Source organism: Paenibacillus sp. FSL E2-0177 (assembly GCF_037992975.1).
GTDB lineage: Bacteria > Bacillota > Bacilli > Paenibacillales > Paenibacillaceae > Paenibacillus_AQ > Paenibacillus_AQ odorifer.
Genome location: NZ_CP150307.1, coordinates 1,919,079 through 1,940,836, shown reverse-complemented (window position 1 = coordinate 1,940,836; position 21,758 = coordinate 1,919,079). Strand labels below are relative to the sequence as shown.

13 protein-coding genes and 1 other annotated feature are annotated in these 21,758 nt (G+C 46.2%); of the genes, 7 read left to right on the top strand and 6 right to left on the bottom strand.

The window, feature by feature from the left end:
* Positions 1-13: 13 nt before the first annotated feature.
* Positions 14-2,380: an endonuclease MutS2 gene (locus MHI25_RS08480; RefSeq protein ID WP_340395249.1), complete on the bottom strand. Its 2,367-nt coding sequence runs from the start codon at positions 2,378-2,380 to the stop codon at positions 14-16.
* 152 nt (positions 2,381-2,532) lie between these two features.
* Here MHI25_RS08480 and MHI25_RS08475 point away from each other — a divergent pair, with 152 nt between their 5' ends.
* The gene (locus MHI25_RS08475; RefSeq protein ID WP_036683548.1) at positions 2,533-2,880 is read left to right on the top strand and encodes a phage holin family protein; all 348 of its coding nucleotides are present in this window, start codon (positions 2,533-2,535) and stop codon (positions 2,878-2,880) included.
* A 70-nt stretch (positions 2,881-2,950) separates the two neighbouring features.
* Here the strand turns inward: MHI25_RS08475 and MHI25_RS08470 are convergent, their stop codons facing one another.
* Positions 2,951-3,943 carry a GGDEF domain-containing protein gene (locus tag MHI25_RS08470; RefSeq protein WP_175619962.1) on the bottom strand — a complete coding sequence of 331 codons (993 nt, stop codon included), beginning with the start codon at positions 3,941-3,943 and terminating at the stop codon, positions 2,951-2,953.
* 390 nt (positions 3,944-4,333) lie between these two features.
* Here MHI25_RS08470 and MHI25_RS08465 point away from each other — a divergent pair, with 390 nt between their 5' ends.
* The gene (locus tag MHI25_RS08465; RefSeq protein ID WP_340395248.1) at positions 4,334-4,687 is read left to right on the top strand and encodes a cupredoxin domain-containing protein; all 354 of its coding nucleotides are present in this window, start codon (positions 4,334-4,336) and stop codon (positions 4,685-4,687) included.
* Positions 4,688-4,825: 138 nt separating this feature from the next.
* Here the strand turns inward: MHI25_RS08465 and MHI25_RS08460 are convergent, their stop codons facing one another.
* The 3 genes from MHI25_RS08460 to pheS all read right to left on the bottom strand — a co-directional run bounded on the left by MHI25_RS08460 (position 4,826) and on the right by pheS (position 10,746).
* Entirely contained in the window at positions 4,826-6,949 is a 2,124-nt protein-coding gene (locus tag MHI25_RS08460) for a hypothetical protein (RefSeq protein WP_340395247.1), read from the bottom strand.
* A gap of 199 nt (positions 6,950-7,148) precedes the next feature.
* A complete protein-coding gene (pheT, locus tag MHI25_RS08455; RefSeq protein WP_076126389.1) occupies positions 7,149-9,593 on the bottom strand; it encodes a phenylalanine--tRNA ligase subunit beta in 2,445 nt (814 codons plus the stop codon).
* Between the two features lie 118 nt (positions 9,594-9,711).
* On the bottom strand, positions 9,712-10,746 hold the full coding sequence (pheS, locus tag MHI25_RS08450; protein ID WP_076126387.1) for a phenylalanine--tRNA ligase subunit alpha: 1,035 nt from the start codon (positions 10,744-10,746) through the stop codon (positions 9,712-9,714).
* Positions 10,747-10,806: 60 nt separating this feature from the next.
* Positions 10,807-11,092, bottom strand: a binding site (T-box leader).
* Between the two features lie 265 nt (positions 11,093-11,357).
* Here pheS and MHI25_RS08445 point away from each other — a divergent pair.
* From MHI25_RS08445 to MHI25_RS08425, 5 genes are all read left to right on the top strand, one after another.
* On the top strand, positions 11,358-13,919 hold the full coding sequence (locus MHI25_RS08445) for a hypothetical protein (protein ID WP_340395246.1): 2,562 nt from the start codon (positions 11,358-11,360) through the stop codon (positions 13,917-13,919).
* Between the two features lie 24 nt (positions 13,920-13,943).
* Positions 13,944-15,260 carry an efflux RND transporter periplasmic adaptor subunit gene (locus MHI25_RS08440; RefSeq protein WP_340395245.1) on the top strand — a complete coding sequence of 439 codons (1,317 nt, stop codon included), beginning with the start codon at positions 13,944-13,946 and terminating at the stop codon, positions 15,258-15,260.
* Positions 15,257-15,955, top strand: a complete 699-nt coding sequence (locus MHI25_RS08435) for an ABC transporter ATP-binding protein (protein WP_076126381.1) — start codon at positions 15,257-15,259, stop codon at positions 15,953-15,955. Before MHI25_RS08440 ends, MHI25_RS08435 begins: the two co-directional genes overlap by 4 nt.
* Positions 15,952-17,124 carry an ABC transporter permease gene (locus MHI25_RS08430; protein ID WP_139329884.1) on the top strand — a complete coding sequence of 391 codons (1,173 nt, stop codon included), beginning with the start codon at positions 15,952-15,954 and terminating at the stop codon, positions 17,122-17,124. Before MHI25_RS08435 ends, MHI25_RS08430 begins: the two co-directional genes overlap by 4 nt.
* 414 nt (positions 17,125-17,538) lie before the next feature.
* Complete coding sequence (locus MHI25_RS08425; protein ID WP_340395244.1) at positions 17,539-19,152, top strand: sensor domain-containing diguanylate cyclase; 1,614 nt, start codon at positions 17,539-17,541, stop codon at positions 19,150-19,152.
* A gap of 61 nt (positions 19,153-19,213) precedes the next feature.
* Here the strand turns inward: MHI25_RS08425 and pulA are convergent, their stop codons facing one another.
* Positions 19,214-21,601 (bottom strand): type I pullulanase, encoded by a 2,388-nt coding sequence (gene pulA, locus MHI25_RS08420; protein WP_340395243.1) that lies wholly within the window; start codon positions 21,599-21,601, stop codon positions 19,214-19,216.
* Positions 21,602-21,758: the final 157 nt, after the last annotated feature.

The following is a 21,758-nucleotide window of genomic DNA, read 5'->3' as shown; positions in this document are numbered from 1 at the left end:
CCGGGAAATCCCGCTATTGCAGCTCAGCCACAGTTACGCCCGCGCCGCCTTCGTTATAATTCCCGAGCCGATAACTCTTCACATGCTTGTGCTTACGCAAATATTCCTGAATTCCTGTGCGCAGCACACCCGTTCCTTTACCGTGAATGATGGCGATTTGGCCCAGATTACCTAAAAAGGCTTCATCGATAAACCGATCTGTCTCCATGATAGCTTCCTCCAGGTTAGTCCCGCGCAAATCCAGTTCACTGCGAATGTTCTCATCACGGGAACGTTTGACGGTTGTCGCATGGCGAAGGGCCGTTGGCGCAGCTGTTGCTTTCGAGGAGAGCAATTCCAAATCATCCAGCCTTACCTTCATCTTCATAATGCCAAACTGCACCAGCGCCTCTTTAGTACCGCTTAGCTCCACCACAAAGCCCTTTTGGTTCAAGCTGTCGACTTTCACTTCATCTCCAGGACCAATTGTCCGTGGGGCCTTGGTAGTCTTGCGGGTAGCAGCCTTCTTGCGCGGTGATGGCTCAGCTTCATCCAGACGTCGCCGCGCTTCAATCAGCTTATGCTCTTTAACTGAAGCTCCTTCTTCCATAGCCAAGCGGCGCAAATCACTGATAATTTCTTCAGCTTCCTTACGCGCTTTGTCCAGGATCGCGCTGGCATCCTTCTCAGCCTTCTCGAGGCGTTTCTCACGCTGGCTTTCCAGCTTCTCAAGCTCTTGCTGTTGTCTGCTGCGCAGCTCCTCCACTTCGCGGCGGATGCCCTCTGCACGTTCATGCTCCTGTTCCGCTCCCAGCCGATTCTCTTCGAGAGAAGCAATCATATGCTCTACGCGCAGATCTTCTTCCTTCACTTCACCGCGGGCATGCTCCAGAATCGCATGAGGCAGGCCTAGACGCTCGGCAATCGCAAAGGCGTTGCTTCGTCCGGGTACGCCGATCAACAAGCGATAGGTTGGGCTAAGGGTCTGGACATCAAATTCCATACTGGCATTGATGACTCCCTTACGCTCATAAGCGTATGCTTTTAGTTCGCTATAATGTGTTGTTGCGACCATCCGGCATTCGATCCGGTGAATATGCTCCAGAATGGCAATTGCCAGCGCAGAGCCTTCTGCCGGGTCGGTTCCAGCACCCACCTCATCAAGCAGAATAAGGCTCTTAGGAGTCATTCTACTCAGAATGGAGATAATATTAGTCATATGACTAGAGAAGGTACTCAGACTTTGCTCGATGCTCTGTTCATCGCCAATATCAGCATAAATGGCATCAAACACACACATCTGGCTGCCTTCCTCTGCTGGAATAAACAAGCCGGACATCGACATTAAGCTTAACAAGCCGATGGTTTTGAGGGTAACGGTCTTACCACCGGTATTCGGTCCGGTTACGATAATTGAGCTGTATTGATTGCCCAGCTCCACGTCCAAAGGAACCACATGCTCCGCTGGAATAAGCGGATGCCGCCCTTTGCGCAGCTTAAGATAACCGCGGTCATTCATACGCGGCTGAGTAGCCTTCATATCACGAGCAAGACGCGCTTTGGAGAAGATGAAGTCCAGTTCTCCCAGAATATCAATATCGTAGGTCATTTCTTCCGCAATGTCGGCTACAAGTGCCGTCAGCCTGTGTAAAATGATCTCGATTTCCCGTTCCTCACGCAGCCGTGTTTCACGAAGTTTATTATTCATCGCCACAATAGACTCTGGCTCGATAAATAAAGTCGCTCCTGATCCAGACTGATCATGTACGATACCACCGAAATGGGCACGGTACTCCGCTTTTACAGGAATAACAAACCGATCACCACGAATGGTTACCAGCTGATCCTGCAGCATTTTTGCTACAGAAGACGAACGAATCATCGAATCCAGCTTCTCACGAATTCTGGTCTCTCCTCCGCGCAATTCACGGCGAATGTTAGCCAGCTCAGAACTAGCTGTATCAAGTACATCAGCATTCTCGTCTATACATAAACGGATGGCATCTTCCACATGTTTTTGCTCCGATAAAACGTCACTCAGTGAGAACAGGAGCTCAATCTTTTCTTCCTCATGCATAGCTGCCAGGAAACGTTTGACTCTGCGTGCGCCGCCAATGGTATTTCCAACGGCCAGCAGCTCAGTTGTTCCCAGCATTCCGCCTATAGACGCACGTTTGAGTGCTGCTCGAATATCGCTTACCCCGCCGAACGAAGGAATGCCCTTCAGGCGATCCACATTAGCCGCTTCATCCGTGGCTTGAAGCAGCTTCTTCACACCTTCGAAATCGCCGGAGGGCCTTAGCTGCTCCGCAGCCAATCTTCCCATGGGGGTTTGCGTATATTGCATTAATTTATTTAAAATCTTGCGATATTCAAGCGTATGCAAAATTTTGTCGTCCAATTACAGTCACAGCTCCCTTCATAGATGTTTCCATTATACAGAATTCAGGTCAATTTCGCTATTTGGGTCTTATTTTTAAGCATAGAATCAAGTAATAAGGTCACAATAAGAACTGCACATATCCTTAGCATGGGCCAAAGGAGGTTAGTACAGTGAATTTCTTAAGTCATGTTGGTCGTTTTGTGGTCGCAGCGCTTGTTCTGATGGTTGTGGGCTGGATTGTTCCACAGTTCACGGTTGGTGGGTTCTGGAGCGCTCTAATCCTTGCACTGGTGATTGCGCTACTCGGCTGGGTAGTCGAAGGAATCTTCGGCAAAAAAGCAACGCCTTTCGGTCGTGGTATCGTCGGCTTTATTGTCAGTGCGGTAGTAATCTGGGTCGCTCAATTCGTAGTCAGCGGAGTCAGCGTATCCATTCTGGGTGCCATCTTAGCAGCTCTTGTCATTGGGATTATCGACCTGTTTCTGCCGGTATCCACTCCATTTGAGGCCGCTAAGTAACAAAAGCTCTTCACAACACAGAACCCCCTATTCCGGTTCTTCTCCGGCAATAAGGGGTTCTGTGTTGTTTTTATGCAAAAGACACAATCTCCTCTTTATGACTCTCCGCACAGTTGACCACTCTGTTCTTGCCTTGCTTTTTAGCGGTATAGAGCGCTTTGTCTGTTTTACGAAAGAGAAGCTCTTTCCCATCCCCAAGCTGATAATCACAAATTCCAATGCTCACGGTGATCGGCTTGTTACCAGCCTGCAAATGTTCAATTTGAGCAATATTTTTCCGTAATTTCTCTACTGCTTCATAGGACTCCGAGAAACTTTTATCTGTAAAAATCACAGCGAACTCTTCCCCGCCATACCTAGCCGCAAAATCATTTAACTCAATCATGCCGCCTACCTTGTCCGCTATCACCTTAAGTACAAGGTCTCCAACCCTGTGTCCGTAGGTATCATTCACTTGCTTGAAGTTATCAATATCGAAAAGAGCCAGCTGTAGCTGAAGGTTGTTGCTTTCACATTGCTCCAATAATGAATCCAAATATTCATGAAAGGTTTTATGATTATAGAGTCCAGTGAGTGCGTCTATCTTCAGCAGCTTATCCGAAATAGCCCTCTCCACCATTAGATCTTGGCCCGCCTTGGTTAATCTTTCTAAATTAATACGCGCTTCACGAGCACGAATAATTACTGCAATAGCCATCAGCACAAATACCAAAAATACACACTCTACCATCAAGAATTCAAGCAGCGGTTTATGTAGGAATGGCCGTTCCAACCCAAAATATACCCCGGCATAAAACACAATACTAAATAACCCCATTATGTACAGGAGCTTACGATCAAAATAAATAAGAGCAACCATAATCGGCATCATAAGTGTCATCTGAGCACCGTCAACAAAAGGCTCTAATACAAAATACATAAGGTAGGACACTAAAAACCCGCAGCTAACCACCCCATATTTAGGGGACTGTTTACTATAACGCAGCCACAGCTCCGCAGTAATCATAAGGAACACAATTAGTAAATTACAGGCTATAAATAAATGCCATAGATTCGTATCCATGGTTGTTTTTATTTGGAGTCGGTCAATATTCGACAAAAACAGCAACTGTGAGATTAATAAAAGAATGACTACCATCCAATAGCCTTGTAAGATTCTACGGTGCCAAACCTCCGTACTTAGCGCATCATTAATACTTGTAATATGTATCCCCTACTTTTATACGTTAATGTAATAGCTTTCATTATAATAAATTTTAGTTATATTTTCATCATTTTTTTGCAATTTACGACAAAGTTTGAACAGTCTGCCTGTTCACATATTTTTCACATTTCATCAAAGCGCTTACTTAAATTTTAAGTTATGATGTCTACATAATTGTCACATTTTCACTATGCTTGGACTTCTTGGGAGGGGATTTAGATTATTAAAAAATTTGCAATTCTACTTTCAATGGTGTTCGTTATAGCACTTACAGCCTGTGGGAACAGCAATGATAGTGCTTCTGGCAATACTAACACAGCGGAGCCGGAAATCGAGGCAGAAACAGAACTCATAATCACAGCTACAAATTACAGCTTTGATCAGGAAGAATATCATCTAAAAAAGGGTGTTCCCGTCAAAATCATTTTTAAAAATGATGACGGCAATCACGGTATCCTTATTCCAGAGTTCGAGCTGCAGCTTAATGAAAAAAAATCCTCAAAGGTGATCGTACCCGAGGAAGCTGGAACTTTCGAAATGACCTGCTCCATTATGTGTGGCTCCGGACATAGCGGAATGAGAGCTACAATCATCGTGGAATAGATTACACATAAACAGCCGATTATTAGGGATTCCCCCTGAGATTGGCTGTTTTTTTAATTTGAGCTCATTAATAAAGAGAGCTGACCCGAAATAGATCTCTCTACTCATCAGGTCAGCTCTTTTACTTGCATCCGGCACTCAACTGTCTTGCTCGATCAGTTGAATCCATTCATTATATTCATTTTGTAGCTTGGCATATTCCTCTTTAAGGTTACGATGCTCATCTGTCAGCTTGTCAAACTCTTCCTGACGCATTTCAAACTGGAGCTGCAACAAACGAAGTTGTCCTTGAACCATTTCATAGCTTTCACCAACTTCACCTAGCTGCTGAAGCACTTCGCTACGTTCACGATCAATAGCTTCCTGCTTCATTTCAGCCTCACCGGCTTCCTGCTGCCAAATGTCGATCTCCTCACGCAGCTTTGCTTCGAGATCCGTCCACTGCAGCTGCTGATCGGATAGTTCCTCGTACTTATGCTTCCAGGAAGCTCCGTACGCCTCTGCTTCCTTCAGCACTTCCTGTTGCTCAGCAACAGTAGCAGCAGCTTCACGACTAGCTTCAGATAACTCTTCTAAGCGTCGTGTTGCCTCTTCGCCTTCTTCCTGCAACAGTTGATATCTTTCCTGCAGGCGTTCTCCTTCTTGCAGTACATCGTCGTATTGAGCAATCAGTTCCTCATAACGAACACGAAGCGCAGACAATTCCTTCTGAGCCTGCACACCTTGCTCCCGAAGTACCGCTGTTTCGCGTTCTGCATCTGTACGAAGCTGAACCTCCTGATCCAGCTGCTGTACTAATCCATCGGCTTGCCCACGTAGCGTGTCAATCTCTTTCTGGAGCAACACGGATTTCTCCTCAGACTCCAGCAGATTCATTTCCAGTTCACCAATATCTTCCATGCGTTTATCCGAAAGCTCCTGCCAGTTAGCCGCCTCTGCTGCTGATCCCGCAAGCTCTTCCTGAACACGGTGCAGATTTTCACTCGTCTCCTGTAGTGACGCTCTTAGCTCTGTAGCTTCATTCTGTGACTGTTGATAACGCTGGCGTAACTCTTCCAGCTCCTCATTCAACAGTGTGCCCAGCTCAGTAGCCGTGCGCAGCTCTTCACTGAGCTGTTCTTCACGTTTAACAATCGCTTCATATTGTCCAAGAAGCGTCTGTCTTGCATCTCGTTCACTCTTAAGACTGGCTTCAGCCGCACGTAATCTGGACTGAAGTTGCCCTGTCCCACCACGAAGCTCAGCCAGCTGTTTTTCCAGCTCTTGAATATTTTGCTTATGTCTATGCTCTTGAGTGCCTTGTGACTGCCGCAGTTCCTTATTCTTGGTTTGTTCCCGCTGCAGTGCTTCACGTTCTTCCGCCAGCTCTTTGCCCAACTTCGCTTTGGTACTCTCAAGCTCTTTACCTAAGGTCAACTTGGTATCTTCAAGCTCCTTACCTAACGTCAACTTGGTATCCTCAAGCTCCTTACCCAGCGTCAATCTGGTATCTTCGAGTTCTTTACCTAATGTAGACTTGGTAACCTCAAGCTCTTCCTCCAGTGTTGACTTGGTCTCGGTCAGCTCAAGCTGCAGAGCAGACAGCGTGTCTGTCTTCTCCTTGGTCAGCGTCTCCCGGATGTTCTCCAGCTCTTGCAGATGAGCAGCCTTCTGCTCCTCCAGCTGCTGCAAGCGGATGGCTTCCGCCTTCGCCAGTTCCTGCCGCTGGTGTTCACGACTAGCTGCCTGCTCTTCTTCGTAGCTTGTCCGCAGTGCTTGCAGCTCTATCTCGCGCTCAAGCAATTCTTCTTCCAGCTTCTTGCGTGCAGCTTCCACAGCTTGCACTGCCTCCTGAAGCTGTTCCGCATGTACCTTGCGTTCATTCTCCTGAATCTCCAAATGCCGCTTACGTTCTTCCTCCGCAGCAGCAATCAGTCGCCCAGCCTCTTCTTTGGCCGCAGCTTCAAGTCGCTCGAATTCTTCTTGCCGCTCCCGCTGTACCTCCAGCAGGCGAGATACTTCCAATCGCAGTTCACTGCGTTCACCTGTCATCATGTTTAGTTCATTTTTGAAGTCCTGAACCTGAATAGCCTGCTCCGCCATATGTACAGCTGCAAGCACCGCTATACGCGGTGTGTCCAGTCTGGTGTGAGATTTAGAAATCGTGCGCATATGTTCATCAACATAACGGGCCACTTGTTTCATATATTCAGTACTGCTTCCGACGAGTTTATAGGAAGTTCCGTATATCTCCACGGCGACACGTGTCCGGTCCATAGCCACAGTTGTGCCCTCCTTTGTATGTGTGCGGATTCTAAGCTAGTTTCACTTCTTCTATTGTAGCTTTTTTGGTAAGCATTTGGCAAAATCCCTAATATTCAATAGATTATGGCTGATATTCTCCGCTTTGCACTCTACCTAGAAAAAGCCGCAGCGAATCTCAGTTTCTAAATGGATTCGCTGCGGCTTTACACAATTCCTGCTACTTTCTTAATTCTGCACCAAAAGTTTGTTGAAGAGATGCTAATACCTTCTCATGCACCTCTCCTACTTCCTCATCAGTCAGTGTATGTTCACTATGACGATACAGCAGTGAGATCGCGATGCTCTTCTTTCCATTCTCCAGCTTACCACCAGTATAAACGTCAAATACCTGTACGGACTGGAGCAAAGAACCTCCGTTATCGCGGATGGAAGCTAGCAGATCGCCCGCTGGTACAGCGGAATCCACGACCACAGCAATATCCCGCTCCATTCCTGGGAAACGCGGAAGCTCATTATATTGCAAACGGCTTTGCGCACTTTCATATAACGGCTGCAATAAAATTTCTGCCGCATAAGTATCCACCAGATCCAGCTGTCTTTGCAGATCCGGATGAATCTGTCCCATCGTTCCGATCTTCACACGACCCTCGTTTCCGAGTAAATATACCGACGCGGAACGCCCAGGATGATATCCTTCTGGACTATCTCCTACATAGACGATTTTATCGGTCAGCCCTAAATGAGCAAATACCGTTTCCAGCGCACCCTTCAAATCAAAGAAGTCCACAGGCTGTGCCGAAACATTCCATTGCTTCACTGTTAAGCTTCCGCTAAGCAGCAGCCCCAGCACCGGCAGTTCGCGTGGCTGACGAGTCAACTGTTCTTCATCCGTGAAGAAGACGTTGCCGATTTCAAACAATGCCAAGTCGCTTTGACGACGATTGGTATTGTAGCTGGCAATATCCAAGAGTTGTGGTAGAAGGCTGGTACGCAGTACGCTGCGTTCTTCACTCATCGGCATAGCCAGCTTCACCGCTACTGCTCCTTCTGATAACTCAGGGAACATTGTGCTTTGTTGCGGCTGGATGAAGGAGTAACCCATCACCTCTTGGTAACCGCCATGTGACAATAGGCGACGCAGTTCACGACGGAGCGCTTGCTTGTGAGTTAGTGCTCCTGGCGTTGTAATTCCTTCAATTAGAGTCGTTGGAATATTGTCATACCCGTACAGGCGGGCAATTTCTTCAATAAGATCAACATCATAGCTGATATCGCCACGTCTGGTTGGGACTTGAACTTCAATCAGCCCTTGTGCGGTATCTCCACATTTGAAATGTAGACGGCCAAACAATGTCTTCACTTCCAACAAGGACAAATCCGTTCCCAGATAACGATTCAGTTTCTCTAAGGACAAGGTGAGAACCTTCTCTTGAACAGCGTCAGTTCCTGCTTGCACGATGCCTTCATGGACCGATCCGCCAGCATAACGTGCAATCAGTACGGCTGCACGGTTCAATGCAGGAATAACTGCACTTGGATCCACTTCCTTCTCGAAACGAAGGGAGGCTTCAGAGCGAAGTCCCAATTGACGCGAGGTTTTACGGATCGTTCCTCCATCAAACTTAGCAGATTCCAGAACAAGGTTTACCGTCTCAGCAGTAACCTCTGTATCCCGTCCACCCATTACCCCGGCCAGACCTACAGCTTTTACTCCATCAGCGATAACGAGCATTTGCGGCTCTAGCTTACGCTCTTGACCGTCAAGTGTAACCAAAACTTCACCTTCATGGGCAAGACGAACGCCGAGTTCTCCACCTTGTACTTTATCTGCATCAAAAGCATGCAGCGGCTGTCCATATTCCAGCATCACATAATTGGTAATGTCCACAATATTATTAATTGGACGAACCCCAGCAGCCATCAGACGATTCTGAATCCACAGCGGTGATGGTGCAGGTTTAACACCTGCAATATAACGAACTGCATAATGGCTGCAGTATTCTTCATCTTCAATCTTGACGGAAATGGAATCCGCAGCAGGACCACTGATCTCAATCATTTCGCTTTTTGGATCAGGTAATTTAACTTCACGCCCAAGAATTGCACTTACTTCATAAGCAGCACCAATCATGCTGAGGCAATCTGAACGGTTCGGAGTCAGATCGAATTCCAGAATCTCGTCATCTAAGCCGAGGACTTTGGAAATATCCTGACCAATCTCTGTCCCTTCAGGCAGCACAAGAATACCTTCTTGTTGCTCTTTTGGAAGCAATTTATCATTCAGTCCCAATTCTTTGGCCGAACAGATCATTCCTTGCGACAGGACACCGCGCAGCTTGGCTTTTTTGATATCCAGTCCTGGCAGCTTTGCGCCAACCATTGCTACAGGTACAGTTTGACCTGCAGCTACATTTTTTGCGCCGCAAACGATTTGTAGCTCCTCATCTTGGCCCACATCCACGATACATACGTTCAGCTTGTCTGCATCAGGATGTTTTTCCTTTGATTTCACATAGCCGGTTACGATGCCGGAAATGCCTTTATTGCGGCGCTCTACGCCGTCAATCTCAATGCCGGCAGCGGTAATCTTCTCCGCTAGCTGTTCGGCGGTTACTCCTTCAATCGATGTATAATCAGCCAACCATCCGGTTGATACTTTCATATCCGCTCACTTCCTTTATGTTTCAGATGTATTTATTTCACTGTCGTTCGCGCTGCTTCCTGTGGGAGAACGCTCCAAAGCCATTCTCCGCCACTATCAGCCAGCGCGCCCACAAAAACTAAACGCCCTTGAATTGCTTCACAAAACTCATGTCATTACTATAGAAATGTCGGATGTCATCGATGCCGTATTTAAGCATTGCAATCCGCTCTACACCCATTCCGAAAGCGAAGCCGCTGTACTCAGCAGGATCATAGCCACCCATTTTCAGTACATTTGGATGCACCATACCTGCGCCAAGGATTTCTAACCATCCGCTTTGCTTGCATAGTCTGCAGCCATCGCCGCCACATTTGAAGCAGCTTACATCTACTTCAACACTTGGCTCAGTGAATGGGAAAAAGCTCGGACGAAGACGAATGCCTGTATTCGGTCCAAACATCTCCTGCACAAATTGTTGCAGGGTGCCCTTCAGATCACTCATTCGAATGTTACTTCCAATGACCAAACCTTCGATTTGGTGGAACTGGAAGGAATGCGTTGCATCATCATCATCACGGCGGAATACTTTACCCGGGCAGATGATTTTTACCGGAGCTTCACCGTTCATAGCCTGCATAGTACGAATCTGTACCGGCGAGGTTTGTGTGCGCATTAACAGGTCATCCGTTAAATAGAAAGAATCCTGCATATCACGTGCCGGGTGATTCTTAGGCAAATTTAGAGCTTCAAAGTTATAATAATCGGTCTCTACTTCCGGACCTTCAGCTACACGGTAGCCCATGCCGATAAAAATATCCTCAATCTCCTGTACGACTCTGCTAAGCGGGTGAATGCCCCCTTGCTGCATACGGCGACCCGGTAAGGTTACGTCTACTTTTTCAGCCTGCAGACGTTGCTGGGTTTCCTGCTCTTGAAAAGCCTCTTGCTTCGCGCCGATAATCTCCTCAATAGCACTGCGAACCTGATTCGCTACTTGCCCGATTACCGGACGTTCCTCAGCACTAAGTCCTCCCATACCGCGCAGAACCTCTGTAAGCTCACCTTTTTTACCGAGATACTTCACTCTTAGATCATTTAGTACCTGCGGATCCATAACCTCCTGCAGCTTAGCCAGCGCTTCAACCTTCAATGCTTCCAACTTCTCTTTCATGGCCGTGTACAGCCCCCTTCAATCATTGTCTAGTTCAACAAAAAAAGGCCTTTCCTCCCGGTAAGGGACGAAAAGACCGTGGTACCACCCTTGTTAGACAAGCTGATCTGTTCCCCTTAAGAGCTTCATTCCCTCTTTTGGCTGGACAGATACCTATCTCACTTTATACAGAAATAACGGTCTGTGACCGGTATCCCCTACCCTTCCCTATTAGACAGCTTAAGGAATTCAGGGAACTGCTCCGGAGTGAACTTCCACAGCTCTGCTTCTTAGAAACGCTCTCAATCCGCGGCGTCTCCTCCCTGTAAGTCAGGCACTGTGTACTCTTCTCCATCACTGCATTTCACAATTCATGCTAATTGTCAGGTATCTCTTTACTACAAGAGATATGTCTCTTTATTATATGCAAAATCTGTCGTTTTGACAAGCTGGACAAAATTAGGCTAATTTTTATCTTCTTTTAAGCTGGCTTTAAGCTTCAGAGCCATTTTTCCAACTTTTTTTCAGCTAACATTCAGCGGGGCTTGATAATTTCCATTACTAGGAAGGCTTGCTTATCCACTCAAATGCACCTTCGCAGACTATTAACTATCCTATTGGGAGGAAATCAAATGCATGTACGGAGAATAAAAGTAGCCGCGGTGCTGCTAAGCACAGCTGTACTTAGCCAATCTGCAGCGTATGGAGTTCATGCCGCTTCGGCCGGGACTACATCCCCCAAAGTAGCAACAACAGCTACTGTATCCGCTCTGGATAAACTAGGCTCCATAGCCTTGAAGACTAACATCAGCGCAAAGCTGACGGATGTCAGCTTATTAACTCAGGATGGCGGAAATATTCTCACATACACACTCAGCTACTCTAATGGAAGCAACGCTAGCCTCAATCTGGTGGACTTTTTCTCCAAAGTAACTACTAGCGGTGGTACAGTTATTCAAGGAAGCCCTATTACCAGCAGTGCAACCATCAAATCTATTGCCGCGAAAAGCAGTCAATCTATCACCTACTATGTAAACATCGGCAAATCCACCTCTTTAAACGGGGTCAAAATTTCATTGTACGGATGGGACTTCAACACCACCGATTATCAAAAAAAGCTAGGGAACTTCACCGTACCAACAGGATATTCACAAGCTGTCGCCAGAGGGCAGAGTAAAAAGATCACCCTAAACAATCTCCCTGTAACCACCAAGGCAGAGAGCCTGCAAATTTATAAATATAACGGTAAGGTCTATGCCAAGGTTGGCGTTAGCTTCACTAATCAAGGAACCAAGGTACTCAGTGATACTGGACTTAAAGGATACCTCGCTTCCGCTGGAGGATCTGTATTTGAACTCGCACTTGATGACACCAGCACCAGCTATAAAGTACAGCCTCAGGAAAAGAAGACGATCTACTATTTGACGGAAATCCCTTCTTATATGAAGACAGACAACATGGCGCTGCAATTTGCCGGAGAAGATGCCTCATTAAAAATAGCTTTGCCGGTTGTCGCCTACAATCTCCCCGCTGCAACAACACCGGATCTTGTCGTAGCCAGCAATGTCACGAAGAAGCTTACAATCAGCAATAATACAGTCGAAACACAGCTGAAAACGGCTAACGTCTATGCTGACAATGGCAACGCAAAGTGGACACTACAGTTCCGCATCAAAAATAGCGGCAACAAAGCGGTGAATGTGCCTGCCTATGAACTTGCTATTAAAGCCGCTGAAGGGTATAGCTTTCCGGTAGATACGAAGGATTTTACCAGCCTAACATTGAAACCGCTTGAAGAAAAGATTATTGAACTCAGCGCAGATGTACCACTCACACTCAATCAAGGAACATTGCAGCTGCAAATGACTGAGCCGGCTGCTGAAGGCAAGATCATTTTTCCTACCGCCTATTATCAGATCCCTTACACGCTGCAAACTAACAATTGGCAGGACACGGAATACCCCATTGAGAACAGTCACGGTACATTTGTTGTCAAAATTGCAAACATTCAAAGACTCCCTTGGTCCGACAAAGACCAGATCGTAGCTAAAATCAACATCCGCAACACTAAATCAACCTCTGTTCAGCTTCCTGCGCTTACAAGTGTCGTCAAAGCTGGAGAAAGTGACATCAGCAGCACTTCCCAGGTTGTCTCAGAAAGTACGCAAACCATCCTCGGTCCAAATGAATCGGCTGCTGTGTATGTCGTAGCCAATGTTCCTTATAGCTATACTTTCAATCAATTAAAAATCACCCTGCAAGAAACTTCAGGTGAAAGTAAGCTTAACTTCCTTTCTCTAAGTACTACCCAACTGGACAGCCGGGTACAGAGTGTTGCAGCTGAAAATTCTTTCCATCTTGAGCTTGAAGGTAAAAAAGCGGAATTACTTGTACGCGGGACCCTCGTGTACCCAGGTACAGATTCAAATCTCTTGTACACAGAACTAGAAATGAACAGTGAGGAATCGCGTAAATCCGAACAGGCTCAGCTCGTAGCCTATTACAAAACACAAGACAATCAATATTATGAAGCCGAAGTCACCCAGTCCAAAACCTCCACCAGTCCTAACGGAAAAAGTCTGGTCACCCTCTGGAGTAAGCTCCCTCTCGGTATAGATCCAGCGAACCTTGTCCTTTACATCGGGGAGGGTGTTTCTGAAGGCAAGCTTACCGCTCCTGGCGGTCAATCGTCGGGTTACATCAATACGGTATCGCTTGGACTGAACCAGTTGGGGGTGGAGCCCAAAGGCAATCTTTTGAACGTGGAAATGTTTCCTTATACTCTATCCGTTACAAATGCAGTCGCCACCGTCACCGCTGGTAAAGATACGCTCAGCACTGCACTAACCTACAACATGTCAGCCAGCACGCTTTATGAATCAGGCACCTATGAGCACAAACTGGTGTTGGAGCTGATTGACCCCTTAGGACAAAGCATGGAAAAAACATTAACGCTTGGCACAGATCTACAATTAGGTAACTTCAAGTCGTACACCACAACCTTCACAAGCAGCCTGTACAAAACACTGGGTGGCGGCGCAATCCGGTTGAATCTATACGACGAATTCCAAGGCCATCGAAATCTGCTGGGAACACAAACCTATGTTGTCACTTATCAGGCGGCATCAACGACTTCGAACAGCAACTCTACTTCTGGTACAGATCCAGACACCAGCAATACATCCGGCAATTAATATGATGAGCTATGGAGGATAGAAATGAAGAAGAAAAAAATAGTGTTCTGGACTCTTGGAGTAGTAGTTGTAGCCACAGCAGGAATGCTGGTTTATACATTGTTACCTGATAAGAACAGTCAAGCCGCTGAAGCGCCTGTTAATACAGCTACCGTTACAAAGGGCGATATCGTAGTTAGTGTATCCGGAGCCGGCTCCGTGATTGCTACAGAAACTGGTAAAGTAAAAACGAAGGACAGCGGGACCGTAGCTGAGGTTCTTGTCAAAGAGGGCGATCTCGTGAAAAAAGGCCAGACTTTGATTACCTTTGAAGGCAATGATCTGAGTGACAATCTCAAGCAGGAGCAAACTTCACTTGCCTCACTTGAGACCGATCTTGAGGACAAGCAGGAGCAATATAAGAAGCTGGCCGTATCAGGTGCAGCAGAAGATGAGCTGGCAAATGCCAAACGTTCGATTGAAAAGGCCAAAACCGACATTTCGGCGCAACAGGAAAAAATAGCTTCTGTCCAAGAAGATATGCTTCCTCCTGATCCGTTAACGGCTCCTATTGACGGAACTGTAACGACAGTTAATATTGCAAGCGGTGAAAAAGCCATGGACGGCTCTGAACTCATCGACATTACCGATTATGCTAATTTAAGTGTAGTTGTGCAGGTGGATGAGCTTGATATTCCTACTGTAAAGCTAGGGATGCCTGCCACTATTTCATTGGATGCTCTGCCTGATACGGAATTCAAGGGCACGGTTACGAAAATAGCTAATGAGGGCACCGCCTCAAACGGTGTCTCCCTCTTCGATGTTACCATAGGTCTAACAAGCTCCGAAGGTGCTCTTGTCGGAATGTCTGCGGAAGTTTCAGTAACCACTGCTGAGAAAAAGGATGTATTAACAGTACCTATTGAGGCTGTACAAGAAAGAAACGGAAAATACACAGTTTCTATTCCTCTAGCAGCGGGTTCAGCCGCAACTTCCAAAACTACTGGCGAGGGCCAAGCACCAATGCCTAGCGGGGCTCCTGACGCTCGCAGCGGCGCTGCCGGTGGAAGAAATCGCGGCAATAGCTCAGGACAGATGGTCACTGTCGAAGTGGGTCTCCATGATGAGAGCAGCATTGAAATTGTCAGCGGACTCCATGAAGGGGACCAGGTGATCATTCCTACCGTAATCTCTACGAAAACCGGAACAACCAGCACGGAAACGGAAACTAGAGGTGGTATGGACGGTATGGGTGGCGCTGGCTTCGGCGGCAGTGGCTTTAGTGGGGGTGGCGGCTTCAGCGGAGGTGGCGCTGGTGGTATGGGCAGCGCACCAGGTGGTGGCGGAGGTGGCGGCAGATGAGTGCTTCAGCACCTCTGATCGAAGTTCACGACATGTCCCACGGCTACACAATGGCCGGAGAAACCATGACGGTCTTAAATAGCCTTTCCTTTACAATTGATCTGGGGGAGTTCGTAGCTATTATTGGTCCCTCCGGTTCTGGTAAATCAACACTCATGAATATGCTTGGTTGCCTCGATATCTCCGATGAAGGAAGTTATCTTCTAGATGGACAAGAGGTTCGCAAGTTATCCGACAATAAGCTCGCAACGATCCGCAATGAGAAGATCGGCTTTATCTTTCAAAATTTCAACCTGCTCCCCAAGCTGTCAGCCATTGAAAATGTGGAGCTGCCATTGATTTATCGTGGCCTCTCCCATCGGGAAAGAAGACAACTAGCACAGGAAGCACTCATTAAAGTAGGGCTGGAGGATCGGATGCATCACCGCCCTTCTGAGCTTTCGGGAGGACAGCAACAGCGGGTAGCGATTGCCCGGGCTATGGCGGGATCTCCCCCTATTCTACTTGCCGATGAACCAACCGGGGCACTGGATACACGGACGGGACAGGAAGTCATGCAAATGATACGTGAGTTAAATAAGCAAGGACATACCATCATCCTTATCACACATGATCTGGAAATAGCTAAACAAGCGGAGCGGATTATTCGTATTCAGGATGGCAACCTCGTGGAAGATCGGAGGAATGCGGGGTGAAATTGTACCAAAGCATGCGAATGGCCCTGAAGAGCATCAACAGCAGTAAGGTTAGAGCTTTTTTAACGATGCTTGGGATTATTATTGGAGTCTCTTCGGTCATCATTCTTGTTTCTGTTGGGCAAGGAACTACTTCACAGATCACAGAGCAGCTAAACGGACTAGGCACAAACCAACTCACTGTAAACATTACTGGCCGTGGGGCGACTACCTCTCTCACCTATGAGGAAGCCCTTGCTCTAGGGGATATAGAGGGTATAGCAAATGTAGCTCCTGTGATCAGCGGCAATGCTACAGCCAAGAATAAAACAGACAACGTTAGTGTAACTGTAGAAGGAATCACCCCCTCTTATGAGGAGGTAAAGGATTTTCATGTACAGGCAGGCCGCTTCTTGCTTGATATTGATAACGAATACCGGCAAAAGGTAGCGTTGATCGGTTCAGGTACGGCCGAAGATTTATTCGGTACAGACAATCCTGTAGGGCAGAAGGTCCAGTTAAACGGAATTAGCTATAAAATCGTTGGGCTTTTAGAAACAAAAGGCTCCAGTCTAAGTGGTTCCAACGACGATATCATACTCATTCCTATAAGCACTGCAGAACGCCAATTAAAAAGTAAAGGCGTCCGTTCCATCACCATTAAGACAACTTCAGCAGATACTGTAGCAGCTGCAAAAGAAAAACTGGAAAGTACGCTTGATGCTAAATTCAATTATGCGGATAATGCTTTTAGTGTGTTTGATTCTCAGGAAATGCTTGAAACTGTCAATTCCACAACAGATACACTTTCCATGGCGCTTGCAGGCATAGCAGGCATCTCACTTTTTGTCGGCGGCATCGGAATCATGAACATCATGATCGTATCTGTCAATGAAAGAACACGTGAGATTGGTATCCGTAAAGCAATTGGTGCCAAAAAATTCGATATCCTCGCTCAATTCATGATTGAATCCATCGTGCTCAGCGGTTTGGGTGGGGTGCTCGGGGTTGGCATTGGTGTCGCGGGCAGTTGGCTGCTGGGTAAATACTCAGCACTTACAGTTTCGATTGCTTGGGATATGGTACTGATCTCTTTTATTTTCTCCTTACTCATCGGTGTGATTTTTGGAATGATGCCTGCTAACAAAGCCGCACGACTTCGCCCCATTCACGCACTGCGTAACGAATAAGGAATGATTAGCTGTCCTATAGTCATTAAGATGACTAAGGGCAGTTTTTTTTCAGCAGCTGTAAAAGGTATCATTTATGATCGAGTTGGGTAATAGGAACCATCGGTTTGAATATAGATAATTCAATAGGCCCATACACTAAACTTTAAATTTTGTCTTTTTGATTATTATCTGAGTAAAGATTGCTCTATAAGCAGCACGTCCTATATACTTGATATACTAGAAACTACCATTTACTCACACGTACACTTTCCTATGTTTCTCCACAATGTATACAACACCTCTTTTATCCCAAAAGCACCTTAAAACATCAGTGAATGAATTAAATTACGCCTGACCATAGATTGCGTTCTGCAGGTTCTACTTAAGCAGCAATAGATTTTCTTAATCATCTTATACAGGGAGAAGATGACTGTGGCAGGATTCTTTGAGTTCAAGGTAACACGCAAACTATTCTATGTCTTCGCTGCAATCTCCGTCCTTCTGGTTGGGATCAGCGTCGCCTCGCTACTCTATTTAAATTACACGATTAATAGATTGTCAGATTCTCTTTATGATGATATATATCAGAACTCTAAGCTTATACTGAGCGCCGATCGTGATCTGCATCAAGCCGCTGTAGCCTTGCAAATCGCAATGGGTCCAAACCTAACAGCCGCAGAAGGTGAACAGTTCACCAAGGAGTTTACAGATAATAATCTTCAAGCGCAGGAACGAGTAAGTCTAGCAAGATCAAATATCAACGCTATAAAAAACCCTTACAGTGATATGAAACAAAGTGGAATTATCCTTTCCGAATTAAAAAACGAGCTCAGCTCCTTCGAAACTACCATTATCAAATGGAAAAATTCAGGGTATACGCTAATAACAGAACGGACGAAGAGCAGCTGGAACTCAGATTCATATTCTGCGCTCACCCTAAACTCGCAATTCAATGAAGCTAGGGCACATCTCGATCAAGCAGAGGACTTGATTGGCAACTACGCCTTGCAAGTAACGGATGGATTTGGAGATAAAAAAAGTGCTTTGTTCTCTCTTTATTCACTCCTCTTATTTGTGTTTCTCCTAGTTATTATTTACCTTGGACGCAAAATCATCTGGCTCCAGAATGAAATGCTGGAAGAACAAACACTTTATCAGCTTATCGGTGAAACCATGTCTGATTTCATTATTTTGACGGATCCCAACGGGTTGATTCTATATGCTTCTCCCTCACACTCCAGTATTCTAGGCTATGTGCCTAAAAAAGGAGATCCGTTATCCAACTACATACGTGAACCGGAAATTGCCTGGGCTAAATTAAAAAGTGTTGTTCAGGGAACTCCGCGCATTTCTGAACTGCGCATGCGCGGAGCAGAAGGTCAATGGGTATGGCTTGAAACTAAGGTGTCACCTGTTCTCGGCAGCCGTAAATTTCCAGCACAATTTATGCTGTTATCTCGGGAAATTACCCAGCGAAAACAATACGAAGAACGACTACATAAGCTAGCCTTCTATGACCATTTAACAGCGATTCCCAACAGGGCTCATTTCAAAATGTATATGGAGAACCTTATCACCCAACCCGAAGGACGGAGGCAAAATATTGCGCTTGCCCTGCTGGACTGTGATAGATTCAAGCAGCTAAATGATACCTTAGGCCATCTGGCTGGAGACGAATTTCTTCAGCTGCTCTCCCGTGAACTTCAGCATACGGTTAAAGGAATAGGTCAGGCCTTCCGGATCGGCGGAGATGAGTTCGCAGTTGTACTGCATCGATTCACTTCTCCAGAGATGCTTGATGAAACACTGCAGCGGTTACTTAAACTGTTCAACAAGTCTTGGTCTGTTGATAACGGGTCCAGCTTCCATACCTCCGCGAGTATCGGAGTCGCTTTATTTCCTGAACACGGAAGCAGTATTAATGAACTGCTCCGTGCCGCCGATTTGGCGATGTATCGCTCCAAAGACCATGGTGGCAATAAAGCCAATCTCTACTACGAGCTTGTGGACGAAGGGTTAGCTAACCAGACCATTGTAAAACCATAAGAGCAAATAAAAAGCTGTCTCAGGAAAAATCAACCCTGAAACAGCTTTTTTTGTATGGCCTCTAACTGCTTAACCGAAGATGATCTTCTGAAATTTCGTCAATCTCCTGATCACGATCCCGAACTAAGACCTTGGTTAACTCTCCATTCGTAGAACAATCAATGAAACGGTCTCCGTCCCCATCTTTTTCTTCCCAATCATTAAGCCGCAAAATATATCCGATGGATTGGGTATCTGGCAGCACTTCGATACGGGCTACTGCACGCCCGTTCTCCATATAACGGAAATCGCATTGTCCATCCTGGATTCCTGTATCCCAAACCCAAAGATTCCAGCCTTGGTAATTCTGATCTGGGCGTTCATAATGTATTTCGATGATTTTAGAGCGTGGGGCTGGCTCACCACATTCATCATAAAGGACCATCATCGACAACCCTTCCACCTCTACCTCATTGCCTTCGATTCTGCGGATGGCTTCTATCCCGGCACTGGTATGGTCTACTACTACGTTCCAACTATTAGCAACCTCAGGAAGTAATACCGACATCCGGTCATTATTAGCATTGAAGACAACGGTAATATTGTTCCAGAGATCGCCTCCTGCATGGCTTCTAAGCAGATACGATACTATTCCGCCATCACAACGCAGAAATTCTAAGGAGCGTTCAATTTCCTGGCGGCCATGCAGACGAAATGCCGGATGTGTACGCCGCAGCTCGATCAGGCCTTTATAATATTGAAATACGGGCTTAAATGCGCTTTTCATATTCCAGCGGATCGAGTTGACCGCATCACCGCTGCAGTAGCTGTTATGATCTCCAAATTTACTGCGCAGGAGCTCATCTCCAGCATGCAGGAAAGGAATCCCCTGCGAGGTCAGAATAATTCCGTTAGCAAGCAAGGATCGACGTATAGTTTCATTACCGAGAATATTCTCCTGATCTACATTCACGTATGGATTGGCAAGGGCCACTGCCTCTTCCAGATCTTCGTTATCCATGTTAGCGATTACCGGAAAATCAGCTTCCTGACTCCCTCCTTGAACGATAAGCATCTTATCCCATAAATTCAAATTATCATGGGCAGTTACATAGTTCACCGATTCCACAGGCGAGTCCGTAAACTCATGAATTGCTCCTTTAATTCCGGCTGCAATAGCACCTTCTTTGCCGTATTCGCCTGTCACGAACCCTCTTCCGAAGCCATCACTATCCCCTTTGATCGCTGAACGGAAGTTATCGTTGAAGACAGCATAGCCCTTGCCCCGTTGTACACCTTTTAGCGTTTTAGTGACCAGCGGAGAATCTCCACCCGTCCAAGGTTCACCGTAAAGCAACAGATTCGGATTCACTTCTAGCCGAAGCTCTTCGGTAATCTCCCGCATGGTAACACTGTCCATCAGTCCCATTAGATCAAACCGGAAACCATCAATATGATATTCCGAAGCCCAATAAGATAAGGAGTCCTTAATAAATTTACGGACCATCGGACGTTCTGTAGCCAGCTCATTGCCAACCCCGGAGCCATTCGACAAACGTCCCGTAAAATCGCGGCGATAGAAATAATCTGGGACAAGCGGCTCAAAGGGGCCATTCTCCACAGCATACGTATGGTTGTAAACGACATCCATAATTACCGCGATCCCGCGGCTGTGTAAGGCCTGCACCATCTCTTTAAATTCACGAATCCGCAAGCCAGGATTGGCAGGATCGGTGCTGTAAGATCCTTCAGGTACATTATAATGCTGGGGATCATACCCCCAATTGTAGTCCACATTAGCTATGGAGGAACCCCGATTGACCACCTTCAGCTCATCCACGGTCTGAAAATCAAATACCGGCATCAGATGTACATGGGTAATCCCTAATTCAGCCAGATGATCAATCCCCACTGTATTTCCTGCCGAATCCTTTAATCCAAATTCGGTAAATGCTTTGAATTTACCCTTATAATGCATACCTGAGCTCTCATGTGAGGAGAAGTCACGAACATGCAGTTCATAAATCACTGCGTCGGCAGGATGCTGTAACGGAGGCGCTACATCCTGATCCCAATGTTCTGGATTCGTATCTTGCAAATTAACGATTGCTGATCTTAAACCATTTGCAGATACGGCTCTTGCATAAGGATCTACTGCTTCCGTCACATTTCCATCTGCAAAAACAGCACGGTACATATAATATTTCCCTTTTAGATCACCTGATAACTTGGTCTGCCAGACTCCACCATTACTACGCTGCATATATACAATACGACCATTGTCCATAACACGCTTAGGTGACTCAGTATTCAGTTGATGCCCACCTGTTTCGTACAGTACAAGGGACACAGCAAGTGCCGTAGGTGCCCAGACTTTAAATACACTGTACTCCGTTGAATACGTCAAGCCTAAATCCTTGCCCTCGTAGACTTCCATCATCAATTCTGCATTTATATAATTTTTACTCATGAATTAACACCATCCTATGGCTCCCCACCTAACCTGTGGGGTTGCTTATAAGTCCATATATTACCAATTCATTTCATATTAATACTTGCACAGCGCTGCAAGTCGGCAAATGGAGTATAAACTTTCTATGGATCCTTACTATTATATGTACGACATA